Origin of the sequence: Streptomyces sp. NPDC102467, from assembly GCF_044765445.1 — a bacterium.
GTDB lineage: Bacteria > Actinomycetota > Actinomycetes > Streptomycetales > Streptomycetaceae > Streptomyces.
On sequence record NZ_JBIWKA010000020.1, the window covers coordinates 86,484 to 103,803 of the forward strand.

At 69.2% G+C, this 17,320-nt stretch carries 15 protein-coding genes; 2 read left to right on the forward strand and 13 right to left on the reverse strand.

What is annotated here, in order from left to right; all coding sequences use genetic code 11:
• Positions 1 to 175 precede the first annotated feature (175 nt).
• From ACIREE_RS35000 to ACIREE_RS35025, 6 genes are all read right to left on the reverse strand, one after another.
• Positions 176 to 1,543, reverse strand: a complete 1,368-nt coding sequence (locus tag ACIREE_RS35000; protein WP_404161560.1) for a cytochrome P450 — start codon at positions 1,541 to 1,543, stop codon at positions 176 to 178.
• Positions 1,540 to 2,145, reverse strand: coding sequence for a GTP-binding protein (locus tag ACIREE_RS35005; RefSeq protein WP_404161563.1), 606 nt, complete (start codon positions 2,143 to 2,145; stop codon positions 1,540 to 1,542). The genes ACIREE_RS35000 and ACIREE_RS35005 overlap by 4 nt, the downstream gene beginning before the upstream one ends.
• Entirely contained in the window at positions 2,120 to 2,509 is a 390-nt protein-coding gene (locus ACIREE_RS35010; protein WP_404161566.1) for a DUF742 domain-containing protein, read from the reverse strand. Before ACIREE_RS35010 ends, ACIREE_RS35005 begins: the two co-directional genes overlap by 26 nt.
• The gene (locus ACIREE_RS35015; protein WP_404161814.1) at positions 2,502 to 2,885 is read right to left on the reverse strand and encodes a roadblock/LC7 domain-containing protein; all 384 of its coding nucleotides are present in this window, start codon (positions 2,883 to 2,885) and stop codon (positions 2,502 to 2,504) included. Before ACIREE_RS35015 ends, ACIREE_RS35010 begins: the two co-directional genes overlap by 8 nt.
• A 20-nt stretch (positions 2,886 to 2,905) precedes the next feature.
• Positions 2,906 to 4,105, reverse strand: a complete 1,200-nt coding sequence (locus ACIREE_RS35020; RefSeq protein ID WP_404161569.1) for an ATP-binding protein — start codon at positions 4,103 to 4,105, stop codon at positions 2,906 to 2,908.
• Positions 4,106 to 4,472: 367 nt separating this feature from the next.
• Positions 4,473 to 5,939 (reverse strand): non-reducing end alpha-L-arabinofuranosidase family hydrolase, encoded by a 1,467-nt coding sequence (locus tag ACIREE_RS35025; protein WP_404161572.1) that lies wholly within the window; start codon positions 5,937 to 5,939, stop codon positions 4,473 to 4,475.
• Positions 5,940 to 6,745: 806 nt separating this feature from the next.
• Between ACIREE_RS35025 and ACIREE_RS35030 the strand changes: the two genes are divergently transcribed.
• Both ACIREE_RS35030 and ACIREE_RS35035 read left to right on the forward strand, forming a co-directional pair.
• Positions 6,746 to 8,899, forward strand: a complete 2,154-nt coding sequence (locus ACIREE_RS35030; RefSeq protein ID WP_404161575.1) for a glycoside hydrolase family 9 protein — start codon at positions 6,746 to 6,748, stop codon at positions 8,897 to 8,899.
• A 48-nt stretch (positions 8,900 to 8,947) separates the two neighbouring features.
• On the forward strand, positions 8,948 to 10,393 hold the full coding sequence (locus ACIREE_RS35035; protein ID WP_404161578.1) for an endo-1,4-beta-xylanase: 1,446 nt from the start codon (positions 8,948 to 8,950) through the stop codon (positions 10,391 to 10,393).
• A 43-nt stretch (positions 10,394 to 10,436) separates the two neighbouring features.
• Here ACIREE_RS35035 and ACIREE_RS35040 read toward each other — a convergent pair whose 3' ends face one another.
• The 7 genes from ACIREE_RS35040 to ACIREE_RS35070 form a co-directional block, all read right to left on the reverse strand.
• Positions 10,437 to 10,646: a DUF6243 family protein gene (locus ACIREE_RS35040; RefSeq protein WP_404161581.1), complete on the reverse strand. Its 210-nt coding sequence runs from the start codon at positions 10,644 to 10,646 to the stop codon at positions 10,437 to 10,439.
• A gap of 207 nt (positions 10,647 to 10,853) precedes the next feature.
• Entirely contained in the window at positions 10,854 to 11,225 is a 372-nt protein-coding gene (gene mnhG, locus ACIREE_RS35045; protein ID WP_404161584.1) for a monovalent cation/H(+) antiporter subunit G, read from the reverse strand.
• Positions 11,222 to 11,524, reverse strand: coding sequence for a monovalent cation/H+ antiporter complex subunit F (locus tag ACIREE_RS35050; protein WP_404161587.1), 303 nt, complete (start codon positions 11,522 to 11,524; stop codon positions 11,222 to 11,224). Before ACIREE_RS35050 ends, mnhG begins: the two co-directional genes overlap by 4 nt.
• The gene (locus tag ACIREE_RS35055) at positions 11,521 to 12,111 is read right to left on the reverse strand and encodes a Na+/H+ antiporter subunit E (protein ID WP_404161590.1); all 591 of its coding nucleotides are present in this window, start codon (positions 12,109 to 12,111) and stop codon (positions 11,521 to 11,523) included. The genes ACIREE_RS35050 and ACIREE_RS35055 overlap by 4 nt, the downstream gene beginning before the upstream one ends.
• Positions 12,108 to 13,697 (reverse strand): Na+/H+ antiporter subunit D, encoded by a 1,590-nt coding sequence (locus ACIREE_RS35060; RefSeq protein ID WP_404161592.1) that lies wholly within the window; start codon positions 13,695 to 13,697, stop codon positions 12,108 to 12,110. Before ACIREE_RS35060 ends, ACIREE_RS35055 begins: the two co-directional genes overlap by 4 nt.
• The gene (locus ACIREE_RS35065; protein ID WP_404161595.1) at positions 13,694 to 14,269 is read right to left on the reverse strand and encodes a Na(+)/H(+) antiporter subunit C; all 576 of its coding nucleotides are present in this window, start codon (positions 14,267 to 14,269) and stop codon (positions 13,694 to 13,696) included. The genes ACIREE_RS35060 and ACIREE_RS35065 overlap by 4 nt, the downstream gene beginning before the upstream one ends.
• The gene (locus ACIREE_RS35070; RefSeq protein WP_404161598.1) at positions 14,266 to 17,175 is read right to left on the reverse strand and encodes a Na+/H+ antiporter subunit A; all 2,910 of its coding nucleotides are present in this window, start codon (positions 17,173 to 17,175) and stop codon (positions 14,266 to 14,268) included. Before ACIREE_RS35070 ends, ACIREE_RS35065 begins: the two co-directional genes overlap by 4 nt.
• Positions 17,176 to 17,320: the final 145 nt, after the last annotated feature.

The following is a 17,320-nucleotide window of genomic DNA, read 5'->3' on the forward strand; positions in this document are numbered from 1 at the left end:
CCGTTGGCCCGGCCGCTTGACTGCAGAACGTTGCGCCGAGGTTGCTGCGGGTTCCACTGCCTCTCCTTCATCTTGTGTCACTCCAGACACTCCGCGCAGTCCTACCCCCGTAGTTGATCTTTCATGCAGGTGACAACAACCGCCTGTGTCACCTGCATCACAGTGCGTTCTACGGCTACTGGCCCGTCAGCCACCTCACGAAGCCGCTCCAACCGCTCCGTCCCGGCTTGCCCCCCGTGGCCTGCGATGCCGCGGGCCCGGCAGGGACGGAATGGTGCGCCTGATCGTGCTGTGGCACGGCCGCCGGCTGGGGCCGGGCCGCGGGACGCGGTGTGACCGCACCGAAACGGACGGGCAGGGACGCCAACGCACGGTTGAACGGGCCGGGCCGCCAGACGAGACTGTCCGCGGGGACCGCGAGTTCGACGTCGGGCAGCGCGTTGAACAGGGCCTCCAGGCCCGTCAGGGCGATGAGCCGGGCCGGCTCCTTCGACGGGCATGCGTGCGGGCCCGCACTCCAGGCAAGGTGCCCGCGCGTGTCGGCCCCGCGGTCCGCCAGCGCCGTGTTGGCGGCACCGAAACTCACCAGCACCAGCTCACCGGCGTGCACCTTGTCGCCGGCCACGTCGGTGTCCGCGACCGGGTAGTGCGGCGCGTAGTTGGACATGGGCGCGTTGCGCCACAGGGTGTCGTCGAGCGCCTTGTCGAACTGCCCGTTGCGCGCGTACTCCTCATTGGTCAGCATGGTGTAGAAGCCGTTGCCGATGAGGTTGCCCTCCGGCTCGCCGCCCGCGCCGAGGAGCAGCACCAGCGTGTGCACCAACTCCTCGTTGGTCAGCTGTGCCGAATGCTGCATCAGGTAGGACGTGATGTCCTCGCCCGGCTGCGCGCGCTTCAACGCCACCAGTTCGCCGACCGCCTGGACCAGGACCTGGCTGGCCTGCTCGGCGTTGACTCCGTCGAACATGCCGGAGATTCCGAACAGCACCCGGTCGCCGATCTCTGCCGGGCAACCGAAGAGCTCGTTGAACACGTACAGGGGAAGCTGCTGCGCGTAGTCCCTCAGCAGGTCGGCCGAACCGCGCGCGCTGAACTGGTTGATGAGGAAGAGCGCGGCCTGGTTGACGATCTTGCTCAGCCGGCTGTTGCTGACGCGGGTGAAGCTCTCGGTGATCGCCTGACGCAGCCGCAGATGCTCGGCGCCATCGGTGAACATGCAGTTGGGCCGGTAGGCCAGCAACGGCAGGACGGGGCTGTCGGGGCTGATGCGGCCCTCGTTGAGGGCACGCCACCGGCGTGAGTCCTTGCGGAAGGTGCTGGGGTCCTGCAGAAGTTCGAGTGCCGCGCTGTAGTCCGTCACGAGGGTCGCATCCACACCGGGGGCGATGGTGACGGGCGCCGTCGGGCCGAACTGACGCATGTACCGGTAGAACGCGTGCGGGTCAGCGGCGAACTCCGCTGTGTCGAGGGGTATTCGCTGACCGCTGCCGTGTGCGGGGCAGCCGGGCGGAGGTACGGAGGAGGGTACGGAGGGGGTTGTCATGCGTGCTCCAGGGCGGCGCGCTTCTGCAGGTAGCGGACCATGGTGATCAATGCGTTCACGGACGACTCTTTGTCGCGTGCGTCGATGGTGACGACCGGGGTGTCGGGCAGCAGGTCGAGCGCTTCCCGGACCGCTTCGGGTGTGTGTTCCGTGCCGCCGTCGAACTGATTGATGGCAACGGCGAAGTCGAGGCCGTAGGTCTCGATCAGATCCATGACTTCGAAGCTGTCCGCCAGTCGCTCGGGATCCACCAGGACCAGGGCCCCCAGCGCTCCGCGAGCCATGTCGTCCCACAGGCTGACGAACCGCTGCTGTCCCGGTGAACCGAACAGGTAGAGCACGATGCGCTCACTGAGTGTCAGGCGACCGAAGTCCAGGGCGACGGTGGTGGTGGTCTTCCCCTGCACTCCCTTGAGGTCGTCCACCTTCTCGGAGAGGCTCGTCATGTTCTCTTCGGTGGACAGCGGCGTGATCTCGGAGAGAGAGCCGATCAAGGTGGTCTTGCCGACCGCGAAGTGCCCGACGACCAAGACCTTCACCGCGGTCTGCTCCGAACCGCTGCGCACGTATGCGTCCTCAGCCAGAGAGGGCCTTGAGGCCATCCAGCACCTCCTGAAGAAGATTCTTGTCGGCGAGACGAGCCGAGGGCACCGGCGCGCGGGTGATCAGATAGCCCCCCTCGGCGAGGGAACTGAGCAGAACTTTGACGACACCGAGAGGCAGCTGGGAGTGCGCGGCGATCTCGGCGACCGAGAGGTAGCCGTTCGAGCACATCTCCAGGACCTGCTGCTCCTCAGGAGAGAGCCGCTGGGGACGCTGCCGCTGGTCGGTGGCCGTCGTGACGAGCGTGATGAGCGAGAACTCGTTCTCGGCGGGCAGGTTACGTCCGCGGGTGATGACGTAGGGCCGGACTAATTCTCCGGCCTCGGGCTCGGACTCGGACTCGGAACGGCCGGTGTCAGTCATGCGCGGCGACCGTGTCGTCGCGGCGGCCGGTCGACATTGCCTTGCCCAACCGGCTGACGAGCTGCTGCATCCGGTAAGTGATGTCCCCCATGTCGACATCGGCGGACGCCGCCACGGCAAGGTAGGAGCCGCCACCCGCCGCGTTCAAGAAGACCCAGCCGCCGTCGAACTCGATGAGGGTCTGACGCCAGTTCACGCTGGTGTCACCACAGAAGAATGCGACGGACCGGCTGAGGGACTGGAGTCCACTCACGGCAGCGGCGACCTTGTCGGCCTCGTCCCGACCGATGTCCGATGTGCGGGACATCTGCAGTCCGTCGGCAGAGATCAGGACTGCATGCAGGGCTTTGGGGATCGCCAGCGCATCCTCGAGCATCCAGGACAGGTCGTCGCTACTCACGGGGCATCGGTTCCTTTGTGTGAATCGGCAGGTCTGGGCTCGAGTTCGACGGCCGGCACCCCCGCACTTCGGCCGTCGACAGTGCCGCGCTGAAAGGCCCCCATAGCCGCTACTCTGGCCTCCGCCGACCGGGCGGGCGGCGGAGATGAGGCGAGCTGCTTGTCCGGCACAAGTGCCATGGCTCGCCGGTTCCTTCGCTTGGGCAGCCCATCAGCTGTCTCCGCAGGACTCGAACCGTTGTCTCCCGCGCCGGAATCAGTCGTCATCGCCGTGCTGGGCTTCTTCGGCTCCGGCGCGACGGTCAGCAGATCCTTCGGCACCATCACCACCGCACGGACACCCCCATAAGGGGACGTGCTGTCGATGGTGACCGTGAACCCGAAGCGAGCGCACAACGCACCGATCACCGCGAAACCGAACGCGGGAGGGTTGCCGAGCTCGGCGACGCTCACCGCGGACTCACTGGACAGGAGGACCGAAGCGTTCGTCTTCTCTTCCTCGCTCATCCCGACGCCCGCGTCATCGATCACGATGCAGATGCCCCTGGGCACCGTCCGCACGTTGATCTCGACCATCGATGTCGGCGCCGAATAGCTGGTGGCGTTGTCGAGCAGTTCGGCCACCGTCAGCGCGACCGGCTCGACCGCGCGGCTGGCCACCGCGAAGTCCACCTGCGAGAGGACGTCGACGCGTTGGTAGTGCCGGATACGGCCCTGAGCGCCGCGGATCACGTCGTAGACCGACGCCGCCTCCCGCTGCCTGCCGAGCCACCCTCCGCACAGCACGGCAATGGACTGCGCGCGCCTGTTGAACTGAGCGTTCATATGGTCGACATCGAGCAGATCCTGCAGCACGGCCGAGTCGCCGTACTTGCTCTGCAGCCCGGAGATGGCCCGCTGCTGCTCCGCGGCGAGGCCCTGGAGCGTCTGCATCGCGGACTTCAGTACGGTGTTTGTGGCGTTCTCCGCCTCTTCCTTGGCCTGCCGGACGACCTCGTCGTAGCCACTCCGTAGCTCTTCGAGGGTGGATTCGAGGTGGGCGTAACTGCCCTGCAGTGCGCCCAGGTCACCTTCGAGACCCTGCTTCTGACGGCGTAAAACTCTGATCGTTTTTCGCTGGCGAACGACGACCGTGGTCGCGACAGGGACGCCGGCAGCAAGCGCCCAGACTGTCGGATCCTGCCAAAAATTCGTCATGTGACTCTCTTTGAGCGGCTGGAGTCCAGCTCCCGGGATCTATCCATGCGGGCCCTCGGCTGCGGGCAGCCTGCACCACGCGGAGAGCCCTTGGCTGTAGCCACCATCGAGGAGAAAGCCCACGTGGCATGTGCCCAAAATCGTATCACCGGACGATCATGATACTCCGTCAAGTGCGTCTCGAAGTCGCCTTGTTGGCGAAAAACAGGCGGGGGACCCAGTGAAGAAAGTGTGATAATGGTGTGGAGGCCGGTCATGCCGGGTGGCACCGCCCGCGACGCCGCGTCGTGGCACGACTCGGACGGGCTCGGCCTTCCGCCGAGCCCGCCTCGTCGGCTCCGCACCGGAGCCGCACCGCGTCACACCGTCAGCGCTGCAGTGTCAGCAGCCCCGGCCGGTAGGGCAGGAGTCCGTAGTCGCCGCCGGAGTTGGGGCTGCGTCCCTGGTAGAGCAGCTGCAGATTGCAGGGATCGACGGTCATGGTCTGATCGGCGCTTGCGCGGATCAGTTCGCCGTGGCTGATGTCGTTGGTCCACGTGGCGCCGCTGTTGGCCTTGCCCGCGAAAGGATTGCTCTCGGTCGCCGCCTGCGGGGTCCATGAGCCGTTCAGACCGGTGGCCGTGAACGAGCGGAAGTAGCGGCCCTGCGAGCCGATCGCCTCGACCATCATGAGGTAGCGGTTCTGGCCCTGAAGCTTGTAGACCTGCGGAGCTTCGAACAGGTTGTTCGTCGAATCGCTCATGATCACTGTCGAGGTCGTGCCGAAGCTGCCGGGGAAGTTCCCGATCGGCATACTGGCCCGGTAGATCTTGCCGTTGTCACCGGCGAAGAACAGGTACATGTTCGTCCCGTCACCGATGAGTGTCTGGTCGATGGGTCCGGTTCCGGAGCCGGAGATGCTGCCGGAGAAGAGCACCTGCTCGGATGACCAGCCGTTCGGGTTGGTGGGGTCGCTGGAGGTCCGGTAGGAGAAGGCGGTCCCACCCCACTGGTAGGTGAGCACCCAGATGTTCTTCGGCGCGAAGTAGAAGAGCGTGGGCGCGACGGTGGAAGCCGACATCGCGTTCTGGCCGGCCGAGGCCATCTCCGACCAGTTGGTGAACAGGCCGAAGTTCATCGAACCCCACCTCGTCCCCGTGTCGTGCGTCGTCGCATAGACGAGTTGCCTGCCGTTGTACGGGACGACGGTGAAGTCCTTCAGCGAGGCCCACCCCGACTTGGGTTGCGCCAGTGCGCCCGTCGAGGTCCAGCGGTAGGTCGACGGAAGATCGCACGAGCCGGAGTTGCCGCCGCCGACCTTGACGAGCTGCCACTGCTGGTTGGCGCCACCCCAGTCGTCGTACTGGACGATGTTCGCGTTGTCGGCGGTGGAGGCACCTTGTACCTCGAGGGCCTTGTTGCTGTGGCCCGAGATGAACCTCACGTAGCCGTCCGAGCTGTCGGCCAGCCGCCACTGCTGGTTGGCGCCGTTCAGGTCCGACCACTGGGCGATCGAGCCGCCGTTGGCGGTGGACCCGTTGGAGACGTCCAACACCTTGCCGGAAAGGCGGGACTTGATGCGGTAGTTGCCGCCGCCCGAGTCGACGAACTGCCACTGCTGCTGGTTCTGATCGTTCCTGGTCCACTGAGTGATGCGCGCGCCGTCATTGGTCGCCAGGTTGTAGACGTCCAGGGCCTTGCCGCTGTTGCGGTTGACCAGCACGTACCAGGCGTTGGTGTCGACGGTCGCCGCGGCGGCGGGCTGGGCACCGAGGAAGGTTGCCACGAGCAGCAGTGGTGCGAGGACGGCGAGCAAGCGTCTCAGGTGGCGCTTGGGCGGATGGCGAAACCACATCAGAAGCCTCCGGGGGGTGAGGTGACCCCGGTGAACCGCGGAGCGGCCACGCCGGGGGTCAGGGTTGGCGCTCTGAGTGCTCTGGGCGTTCCGGCCAGAGCACTTCGCCGTGGCCGGCCGTGGCCGACCGTGGCCGAGATGAAAGAGGCCTCCGGGGCGTGCGAGCCATGGGGCCTCCGGGACTGGGGTGCCGCTTCAACACCGAAAACTTTTCGGAGAATCTCGAATCTTCGACGCCACAAGCTAGGAACCTGAGCCTCCCCGGTCAAGACCTGACGCAGATCAATTCCCAACCAGCGCCCGGCCGTTGGGCTTGACCAGCACATCGGGACGATCGAAAACTTTTCGAAAGATTTCGACGCGCTTCCCCACCCCAAGGCGTCCGTGCAGGTGGGAAGTCGGGCAAACGGCGTCCGACCCGGGCTGCCACATCTTCAACTCCCGTATGCGTCCACACCTGTTGACGACTGCCCTGCACGTCATTACTGTCCGCTACGAATCTTCGACGCACCGACCGCTGTTCGATATTTCGGATGGGAGCGCTCCCAATTTGGGCGTTGCCCACGGCTCCCACTGGGCACCAAGAACGCCTCCAGCGAGAGAAAGGACGACCATGTCGGTGCCCAGAACGAACGCCTCCCGGACCAGAGCAACGTCGCCTTCCCGAGCGGCACTTGGCCCCAGGGCATGAGCCGCGGCGAGATGGCCCGCGCCGGGAGCGACTACCGCCGCCTGTCGTGGCGGACGGGCCTGCTCACCCGGACCGGCACACCACCTGCTGACCCCCATAGACACAGGAGCCGTTCATGCCCCCCACCCCTTTGTTACGTCGCCCCAGACGCCTCGCCGCCACCCTGCTGACGAGTTCCCTCCTCGTCGGCGGCCTCCTGACCACACCCGCCGCGGCAGCCGTCCCCTCCGCGGCGGCGACCTCTGCCGTCCGCGTCAACCAGGTCGGCTACCTGCCGGACGGCCCCAAGCGCGCCACCGTGGTCACCACGGCGACACAGTCGCTCACCTGGCAGCTGCGCGACGCGGCCGGGACGGTGGTCGCTTCCGGCGCGACCGTCCCGCGCGGCGCGGACACCCCCTCCGGACAGTCCGTCCAGGTGGCCGACTTCTCCGCGTACCGAGGGTCCGGATCGGGGTACGTCCTGGCGGTGGACGGCAGCGGCAGCGTGCCCTTCGACATCCGCGCGAACCTGTACGACGGTCTGCGCTCCGACGCGATGGCGTTCTTCTACCACCAGCGCAGCGGCATTCCCATCGACGCCTCCCTGGTGGGCTCCGCCTACGCGCGCCCGGCCGGACACCTCGGTGTCGCACCCAACAAGGGCGACACCTCCGTTCCGTGCCAGGCCACCGTGTGCGACTACACCCAGGACGTCAGGGGCGGCTGGTACGACGCCGGTGACCAGGGCAAGTACGTGGTGAACGGCGGCATCTCCACCTGGCTGATGGTCAACTCCTTCGAGCGGGCGAAGCGGGCGGGCAAGGACGCCGCACTGGGCGACTCGACGCTACGGGTCCCCGAGCGCGACAACGGAGTGCCCGACGTCCTGGACGAGGCGCGCTGGGAGCTCGACTTCCTGATGCGGATGCAGGTGCCCGAGAACAAGCCGTACACGGGCATGGCGTTCCACAAAATCCATGACGCGGCTTGGACCGGCATGCCGCTCCGCCCCGACCAGGACGCCCAGCCGCGTGAGCTGCACCGCCCGTCCACGGCGGCGACCCTGAACCTCGCGGCAGCCGCGGCACAGTGCGCCCGCGTCTTCAGGCCCTACGACGCCGCGTTCGCCGACCGCTGCCTGTCGGCCGCCCGCCGGGCCTGGACGGCGGCCCGCGCCAACCCGGCCTTGTACGCGCCGGATTCGGACAGCACGGGTGGCGGCGCCTACGGCGACACCCAGGTCGGCGACGAGTTCTACTGGGCGGCGGCCGAGCTGTACGCCACGACCGGCGACAGCGGCTACCGGGACGCGGTCACCGGCTCGTCCTGGCACACCTCCCCCACCGCCTTCTCCGCCTATGGATTCGGCTGGGCGGACACGGCCGCGCTCGGCCGGCTCACCCTGGCCACGGTCCCCAACGGGCTGCCCGCCGCGGACCTGGCCCGCGTCCGTTCCACGGTGACCTCCGCCGCCGACGGCTACCTGTCCAGGATGGCCGGCCAGGGCTACGCGGTGCCCGTCCCGGCGGACGGCTACTTCTGGGGCTCCAACGGCGAGGTCGCGGGCGACGCGATCGTCGTGGCCGTCGCCGGAGAACTGACGGGCGACAGTCGCTACCGCACCGGCGCCCTGGAGACGATGGACTACCTCCTCGGCCGCAACGCCATCGGACAGTCCTACGTGTCCGGCTACGGCAAGACGTCCTCGCACAACCAGCACCACCGTTTCTGGGCACACCAGTTGGACGCCTCGCTGCCCAACCCTCCGGCGGGGTCGCTCGCGGGCGGTCCCAACAGCGGGCTCGAGGACCCGGTGGCGCAGGAGAAGCTGTCGGGCTGCGCGGCCGCCGCCTGCTACATCGACGACATCGGCTCGTACTCCACCAACGAGGTGGCGGTCAACTGGAACGCCCCGCTGGCCTGGCTCGCCGCCTACGCCGCCGAGCGGACCTCTCCCGACGAGCCATCCACCGGTGCCTGCGCGGTGACGTACAAGGGCGACAGTGTCTGGAGCACGGGCTTCACCGCGACGGTCACCGTCAAGAACACGGGCCCGAAATCCGTGGACGGCTGGAAACTGAGCTGGGCCTACCCGGCAGGCCAGCGCGTCACGAGCGGCTGGAACGCGACCGTCACCCAGGACGGCACCGCCGTCGTCGCCCGCGACGCCGACTGGAACCGGACCATCGCACCCGGTGCGACAGCGAGCTTCGGAATCCAGGGGACGTACAACGGGACCAACCCCACCCCCTCGGCTTTCGCGCTCAACGGAAGCGCCTGCACCTGATCCATGATCGGCCGGACCCACCCCGATTCCTACCCTGGAGGCACAGTCATGTCCTCGCATGCCATCACCCCGCCCACCGTCCGCCGGAAGTTCGGGGGTCTGCTGATAGCGCTGGTCGTCGGTGTCCTCGGCGCGGTCGCCGCACCGGGCGCGTCGCCGACCGCCCACGCCGGCGAGAGTGCGGCCCAGAGCACGCTCGGCGCCGCGGCGGCACAGAGTGGTCGCTACTTCGGCACCGCCATCGCCTCGGGCAAGCTGGGCGACTCGGCGTACACCACGATCGCCGGCCGTGAGTTCAACATGGTGACGCCCGAGAACGAGATGAAGATCGACGCCACCGAACCACAGCAGGGCCAGTTCAACTTCACCGCCGGGGACCGCGTCTACAACTGGGCGGTGCAGAACGGCAAGCAGGTCCGCGGCCACACCCTGGCCTGGCACTCCCAGCAGCCCGGATGGATGCAGAGCCTCAGCGGCAGCTCGCTGCGCCAGGCGATGATCGGCCACATCAACGGTGTGATGGCCCACTACAAGGGCAAGATCGCCCAGTGGGACGTGGTCAACGAGGCCTTCGCCGACGGCAGTTCGGGGGCCCGGCGCGACTCCAACCTGCAGCGCACCGGCAACGACTGGATCGAGGTCGCCTTCCGCACCGCCCGCGCCGCCGACCCGGCCGCCAAGCTCTGCTACAACGACTACAACGTCGAGAACTGGACCTGGGCCAAGACCCAAGCCATGTACAACATGGTCAAGGACTTCAAACAGCGCGGCGTGCCGATCGACTGCGTCGGCTTCCAGTCGCACTTCAACAGCGGCAGCCCCTACAACAGCAACTTCCGCACCACCCTGCAGAACTTCGCCGCCCTCGGCGTCGACGTGGCCATCACCGAACTCGACATCCAGGGCGCCTCTGCCGCGACCTACGCCAACGTGACCAACGACTGCCTGGCCGTCGCCCGCTGCCTCGGCATCACCGTCTGGGGTGTGCGGGACACCGACTCCTGGCGCTCGCAGGACACGCCGCTGCTGTTCAACGGCGACGGCAGCAAGAAGGCCGCGTACACCGCCGTCCTCAACGCACTCAACGGTGGTTCCACTACGCCCCCTTCGGACGGCGGCGGACAGGTCAAGGGCGCCGGCTCGGGCCGCTGCCTGGACGTCCCCAGCTCCAGCACCACCGACGGCACCCAGCTCCAGCTGTGGGACTGTTCCAGCGGCACCAACCAGCAGTGGACGTACACCACCGCCGGTGAACTGAGGGTCTACGGCGACAAATGCCTGGACGCCGCCGGCACCGGCAACGGCACCAAGGTCCAGATCTACAGCTGCTGGGGCGCCGACAACCAGAAATGGCGCCTCAACTCCGACGGATCCATCGTCGGCGTCCAGTCCGGCCTCTGCCTCGACGCCGCCGCGGCCGGCACCGCCAACGGCACCCTGATCCAGCTCTACTCCTGCTCGAACGGCAGCAACCAACGCTGGACCCGCACCTGACAGGGCCTGCCACGAAGGATCCGGCACCGCACGGGGCAGTGCGTCAGCTCCGTGCGGTGTCGTCGCCCGCCTGCCCGGCGCCCTCGGCTGCCTTCTCGCGCATCTTGCGCAGCAGCTCCGCCTTCTGGTCGGCTGCGCTCTGGCGGTCGAGGTTGCGGTGCGGGCCGTTGTTCTGCCGTTCGGCGCGGGACTGCCTCTTGCGCTGGCCGCCGCCCTGGCCCACGGGATTGTTGATGTTCTTGCTCACGGTCACGGGTTCTCCCGGTGGTGATGTGAAGTGATCTACGGATTCGTCGGTGGGTGACGGGCGGCGACGTCCGAGGACGTCAGCGGGGGCCCGTCACGCTCTCACTCGTACATCGGTGTCTGGAAGAACATGACAAAGACGGTACCCGGTTCCGTCGGCCCCGCACACCAACCCTTTCGGCGCCCGGCCCCCAGGTCACTGAGGAGGCGTGGGTCAGAGGCCCGTGTCGCGGTTCACCCGGAGCGCGTCCGACTCGGCGAGTTCGTCGAAGAGCAGGGCGCCGTCGCCGGTCTGCCCCGTTCGGTAGGCGACGCGTGCCACCAGGTGTGCGGCGACGGGGCTGGTCAGCAGCTGGAAGAAGACGACGAGGGCAAGGGTTCCCAGGTCGACCCAGGAGCGCAGGCGCAGCGCGACGCCAGCGGTGAGCAGGAGGATGCCCAGGGTCTGCGGGTTGGTGGCTGCGCTGCTGCGGGTGAGGACGTCGGGCAGTCGCAGCAGTCCGAGGACGCCGGTCAGGCAGACCAGGGCCCCGACGAGCAGCAGGGCCGCTCCGGCGAGGTCGGCCGCCTGGTGCCAGTTGGTCACGGGCGCTCCTCGGGTGTGGGCGCGGTGGGGCGGTCGCGTACGGCGATGAAGCGGGCGATGCCGACCGAGCTGGTGAAGCCGAGGAAGGCGACCACGAGCATGATCGACAGGTAGTAGCGGGTCCGGGTGGACGCCGCTTGCACGCCGATCCCGGCGATCATCAGGGCCGCCGCGACATCGACGCCCACGGCGCGGTCGAGCATGGACGGGCCACGCCAGATACGGATCAGCAGCAGGGCGCCCGCGAGCAGAATCACCGCGAGTGCGGCGTCGAGCAGGATGCCGTCCACAGAGGTCACGGCCGGTGATCCTTTCCTTCGGAAGGTGCGGGAGGCACGGGGCCCGGGTCCACGGCGACGCGCTCGGTCTCGGCGCGGGTGCCGAAGGCCCGTACGACGAGGGTTTCCAGGCGCCACACGTCGTTCCGGGTCCGGTGCACGGTGGCGGCGTCGTCGGCGTCGGACATGTGCAGGTACAGGGTGGCGGTCGAACCGTTCACCTCGACGAGGGCGCCGCCCGGCACGCAGGAGACGGCGACCGCGGTCGCGGCGATCATCAGGTCGGTGCGGCAGCGCAGTTGAACGGCGATCACCGCGGCGGGCCGGCGCCCACCGCTCAGCGCGTGCCGCGACACCGACAGGCTGGACGCCACCATGTCGTACACCAGGTATCCGGCGAGCCGCAGGATGCCCAACGGGCGTAGGCGCAGCGCGAGTTCGACACTCGGTAGAGGGAAGACCAGGCACAGGACGACGGCCACGACGATGCCGCTGAACAGGTTGCCCCAGGTGGGCCCCGACCAGAGCAGCATCCAGATCACCGTGAGCCAGGCGATCAGCGGCGGGTCGAGACGGCGCGTGCGGACTTTCGAAGCGGGAGGTCTCACTGGCCGAGCACCGCCTCCACGTACGGGGTCCTGGCCAGGAGTTCGGCGGCCGAGCGGTCGGCAAGGCCGGTCAGCGGGGTCGCGAGCACGGTGTAGGAGAGACCGAGGAGAACGGCGCAGGCGGTGGCCGCGGTCATCACGCGCGGCACCCGGGCGGTGGTGCGGACACAGGCGACCGCCACGGAGCAGCCACCGGCGTCGGCGCCGACGGATTCATCAGTGTCGTCCGCGTCTTCCAACACGGCTCCCTCCAAGGGAAGTTGCGCAGGCGCGGCCCGCCAGAACGCCAGGTTCCACACCTTGACCGTCACGTACAACGTCAGCACGCTGGCGACGGCGCAGGCGCCGAGCAGGAGGTACGCGTCGGTCCCGCCGTCCGCCGCACCGGCCCGCATCAGGCCGAGCTTGCCGAGGAAGCCGGACAGGGGCGGGATGCCGGCGAGATTCATGGCGGGTACGAACCAGAGCGCGGCCAGCAGTGGCGCGGCGCGGGCGACGCCGCCGAGGCGTGTCAACTCCGTTGTGCCGTAGCGCCTTTCAAGCAATCCGGCGGCGAGGAACAGGGTCGTCTGTACGGTGATGTGGTGTGCCGTGTAGACGATGGCGCCGCCGATGCCGCCCCGGCTGCCGAGCGCGATCCCGTACAGCATGAAGCCGATGTGGCTGACGAGGGTGAACGAGAGAAGCCGTTTGAGGTCGGTCTGGGCGACGGCGCCGAGGATGCCGATCAGCAGGGACGCGAACGCAATGACCATCAGCAGGGCGGAGATGCGGTTGCCGGGGAACAGCAGGGTCTCGGCGCGCAGTATCGAGTACACCCCGACCTTGGTGAGCAGCCCCGCGAAGACGGCCGTCACGGGGGCGGGCGCGGTCGGGTAGGAGTCGGGCAGCCAGGCGGCGACCGGGAAGGCGGCGGCCTTGACGCCGAACACGGTGAGCAGCAGTACCTCGATCAACGTCCTTACGCCCAGCGGGACTTCCTGCAGCCGGACGGTGAGCTGGGCGAAGTTGGCGGTGCCCGTGGCGGCGTAGGCGACGGCGATGCCCGCGAGGAACACCAGGGACGAGACGAGGGAGACGACGACGTACGTCGAACCGGCCCGCAGGCGCGGTTCGGTGCCGCCCAGGGTGAGGAGGACGAAGCTGGCCATCAGCATGATCTCGAAGCCGACGTAGAGGTTCACGAGGTCGCCGGCGAGGAAGGTGAGCGAGACGCCGGAGACCAGGACCAGGTAGGCCGGGTGGAAGACGGCGATCGGGGCGCTCTCCTCGCGGTCGGCCATGTCCTGGCCGAGCGCGTACACCAGCACGATGAGGGTGACGGCGCCGGAGACGGTCAGCATGAGCGCGGCGAGCCGGTCGGCGACCAGGGTGACGCCGAGCGGCGGGGCGAAGTCGCCGAGGTGGACGACGAGCGGCCCGGTGCGGTCGGCCTCGACGAGCAGCACGAGGTCGACGACGAGCACGGCGGCGAGCACGCCGATGCCGATGATCCGGTGCAGCAGCCGCAGCCGGGGTCCGATGAACATGCTCAGGCCGCACGCGGTGAGCGGCAGCACGACGGGCAGCGGGACGAGGGCGTTCACCGGGGGTCGTTCTCCTGCCGTGCGGGGGTGGGGGGCGGGGGCGGGTCCGCGCCGAGGATGTCGTCCCACAGATCGCCGGTGGCGTCCCGGGCGCGGGCCTGGAAGGCGCGGTCGGCACGGAGCCGGCGGCGCTGTTCGCGGCGTTCCTCGCGCCAGGCGCGGGGGCCTTCGTCACGGTGCAGCTCGCGCAGTTCGGCGCGCTCCTCGGCGATCTCCGCGCGCAGCACGACGCGCCGGTCCTCGACGTCGTCCGGCACGAAGTCCGAGCCGGTCAGCTGGCCGCTGCGGTACGCCATCGCGAGTACGAACGCCGTGGTGGCGAGCGTGATGACGACGGCGGTCAGAGCGATGGCCTGGGGCAGCGGGTCGGTGACCCGCGCGTGGGCGACGCCGGGGTACAGCAGCGGCGGGGCCCCGGCGCGGCCGGTGGTGGTGAGGACGAACAGGTTGATGCCGTTGCCGCAGACGATGACCCCGATGAGGACGCGGGTCAGGCTGCGGGTGTGGAGGAGGATTCCGCCGACCGCGGTCAGGACGACGGCGCAGACGAGCAGGGTCAGGCTGACGGTCACCGGGCCCCCTCCGCACCGTCTCCGGCGAGCGCGAGCCCGGCGCGGTGTTCCGTGTGCTGGTCGATCTTCGAGCCGAGGGCGCGGATCACGTCGAGGACCGCCCCGAGGACGAGCAGGTACACGCCGAGGTCGAAGAGGATGGCGGTGCCCATGTGCCAGTCACCGATCAGCGGCAGGTGTCCGTGCCACGTCCAGGCGTGCAGCACCGTCCCGTCGGCGAGGCCGAGGAGCGCGACGCCCGTGGACAGGGCGAGGCCGAGCCCGGTGAAGAAACCGGGGTGGACCGGGGCCGCCGCGTCCAGCTCGTGGCGGCCGCCGGCGAGGTAGCGGATCATCAGGGCCACCCCCGCGACGAGGCCGCCGACGAAGCCGCCGCCCGGCAGGTTCTCGGCGCACAGCAGCAGGTACACCGACAGCATCAGGATCGGGTGGAAGACGAGCCGGGCGATCACTTCGAGGACGACGGAGCGGTGCTCGGGCGCGAGGGTGTCCCCCGCTGTCAGCCAGCTGCGTTCCGGCGCGGTCTGCGTGTACGCGTCCGGCACCCGGATGGCCCGCGAGGCCAGGGACCAGGCCGTCACCCCGCCGGGCAGGGCGGGCGGCGCACCGGGCCGGCCGGGCGTGGGGCCCTGTCTGCGGTGGACGTACAGCAGGCTCGTGACGCCCAGGACGGCGACCGCGAGGACAGCTGACTCGCCCATCGTGTCCCAGGCGCGGAAGTCGACCAGGATCGTCGCGACGACGTCCTTGAGACCGTGGTGCGCGGTCTCCTCCGTCATCGCCGCCCCGGCCGGACCCGCGGTCCTGGCGCTCGCCGCCAGCCACACCGCGCAGGCGATCGCGGCGGCGCTGCCGAACGCGAGCAGCATCGCGGCCGTCCGGCGCCACGACCGCACGGCCTCTCCGAAGTTCACCGGGAGGCGCCGCATGACGAGGACCAGGACCACGGTCGAGACGGTCTCGACGCCGAACTGCGTGAGCGCCAGGTCGGGTGCGCCCTGCACGACGTACAGGAGCGCCGTGCCGTATCCGGTGAGGCCCGCGAACACCGCCGCCTTCATGCGGCGCTGCACGGCCAGGCACATCAGGGCGCACGCGCAGGTGAGCGCGCCGACCGCGGCCTGCCAGGGGGTGTCCCAGGCGCGGGGTGCGGGCGCGTGGCCCCAGGGCCGGTCCGTGACCAGGACCGCGAGGAGCCCGGCGAGCACGACGCCGAGGAGGGTGGCGACGTAGACGGGCAGCGAGCCCTTCTGTACGGAGCCCGTGACCTGGAGGGCGGACCGTTCCAGGCCGAGCACGGTGCGGCCGAAGGCCTCGTCCGCCTTGGGCCAGGCGAGCCGCCGGCCCAGGCGGACGACGCCGTCCCGGCCGAGGAACAGCGCGACGCCGCCCGCCCAGGCGAGGGCGGACAGCCAGAGCGCGGCCCCGAACCCGTGCCACAGCGCCAGGTGGTAGGGGTGCGCCGGGGCGGTGTACTGCGCGGCGTACGCCTCGAAGAGGGGCGCCGCCCATCCGACCCCGGGGCCGAGCAGGAGGCAGCCGAGGGAGAGCAGGGCGGGCGGTGCGAGGAAGGCGGGGCCGACGCGGTGCACCGTGGTGTCGTCGAGGCCCGGTTTGCGGGCGAAGGCGCCCCACAAGAAGCGCAGGGTGTACGCGGTGGTGAGCGCGGAGCCGACGACGATCAGGGCGAGCACCCACCGCTCGGCGACCGTTCCGTGCAGCAGTGCCTCGAACGCCGCCTCCTTCGCGACGAAACCGAGCAGCGGCACCAGCGCGATCATCGAGGACGCCGCGACGACGGCGACGCCGCACACCCAGGGCAGCGCCCGTCCCACACCGGAGAGCCGCCGCAGATCGCGCGTCCCGGCCGCGTGGTCGACGATCCCGGTCACCAGGAACAGCGGCGCCTTGAACAGCGCGTGGCCGAGGATCATCGCGGCGGCGGCGAGCCCGGTGTTGTACGTGCCGTCCCCCGCGAGCACGACCAGGAAGCCGAGTTGGCTGACGGTGCCGTACGCGAGAACGAGCTTGAGGTCGTTCAGACGCAGCGCCCGCCAGCCGCCGAGCAGCATCGTCGCGGTGCCGAGAGTGAGGAGCAGCGGCCGCCACGGTGTGACGTCGGCGAACGCGGGGGCGAGCCGCGCGATGAGGTACACCCCGGCTTTCACCATCGCGGCCGCGTGCAGATAGGCGCTGACGGGGGTGGGCGCGGCCATCGCGTTCGGCAGCCACATGCTCAGCGGCCAGATCGCCGACTTGGCGAGCGCCCCCACGAGGATCAGCACGAGAGCGGCCGAGAGCGTGTCGCTCGCGGCGGGCGGCGTTTCCAGGATCCGGGAGATCCGGTACGTGCCCGCCGCGTGTCCCAGCATCAGCAGCCCGACGAACATGGCGAGCCCGCCGACCGATGTCACCGTCAGCGCCTGGAGCGCGGAGCGGCGGCTCGCCCGCTTCTCGCTGTTGTACCCGATCAGGAGGAACGACAGGACGGTCGTCAGTTCCCAGAAGAGGTAGAGAATCATCAGGTCGTCGGCGAGGACGAGCCCGAGCATCGCCCCGGCGAATCCGAGCAGGTTCCCGCCGAACGACCCCAACTGCCGTGTCCCTGGGGCGAAGTAGCGCACGCAGTACAGCAGCACCAGCGCCCCGACGCCGGCGGCGAGCAGCACCATGAGCAGCGCGAGCGCGTCGAGCCGGAACGCCACGTGGACGTCGTACGCCTCGATCCACGTCCACGACTCGGTGCGCGCCCCGCCGCCCGTCACCGCGCCCCACTGGCACAGGGCCCAGGCGAGGGCGGCGGCGGGCGGCAACGCGAGGACGAGGAAGCCGCGCGGGCCCGCTCGGCGGATGAGCGGGGCGGCGCAGAGGGCGACGACGAAGTGGGCCAGGACCAATACGGTCATGGATCATGCATATCGGCAATTATTGGACTTAACGGGCGGACGCGCCGAGGTGCGGGGGTCGTTACGCAGCGTGCGGAATCGGGAAGACGGGAAGAACTCGCCCCGTCCAATTGTTGGAATATACACATATGCGCAGGCCCCACCT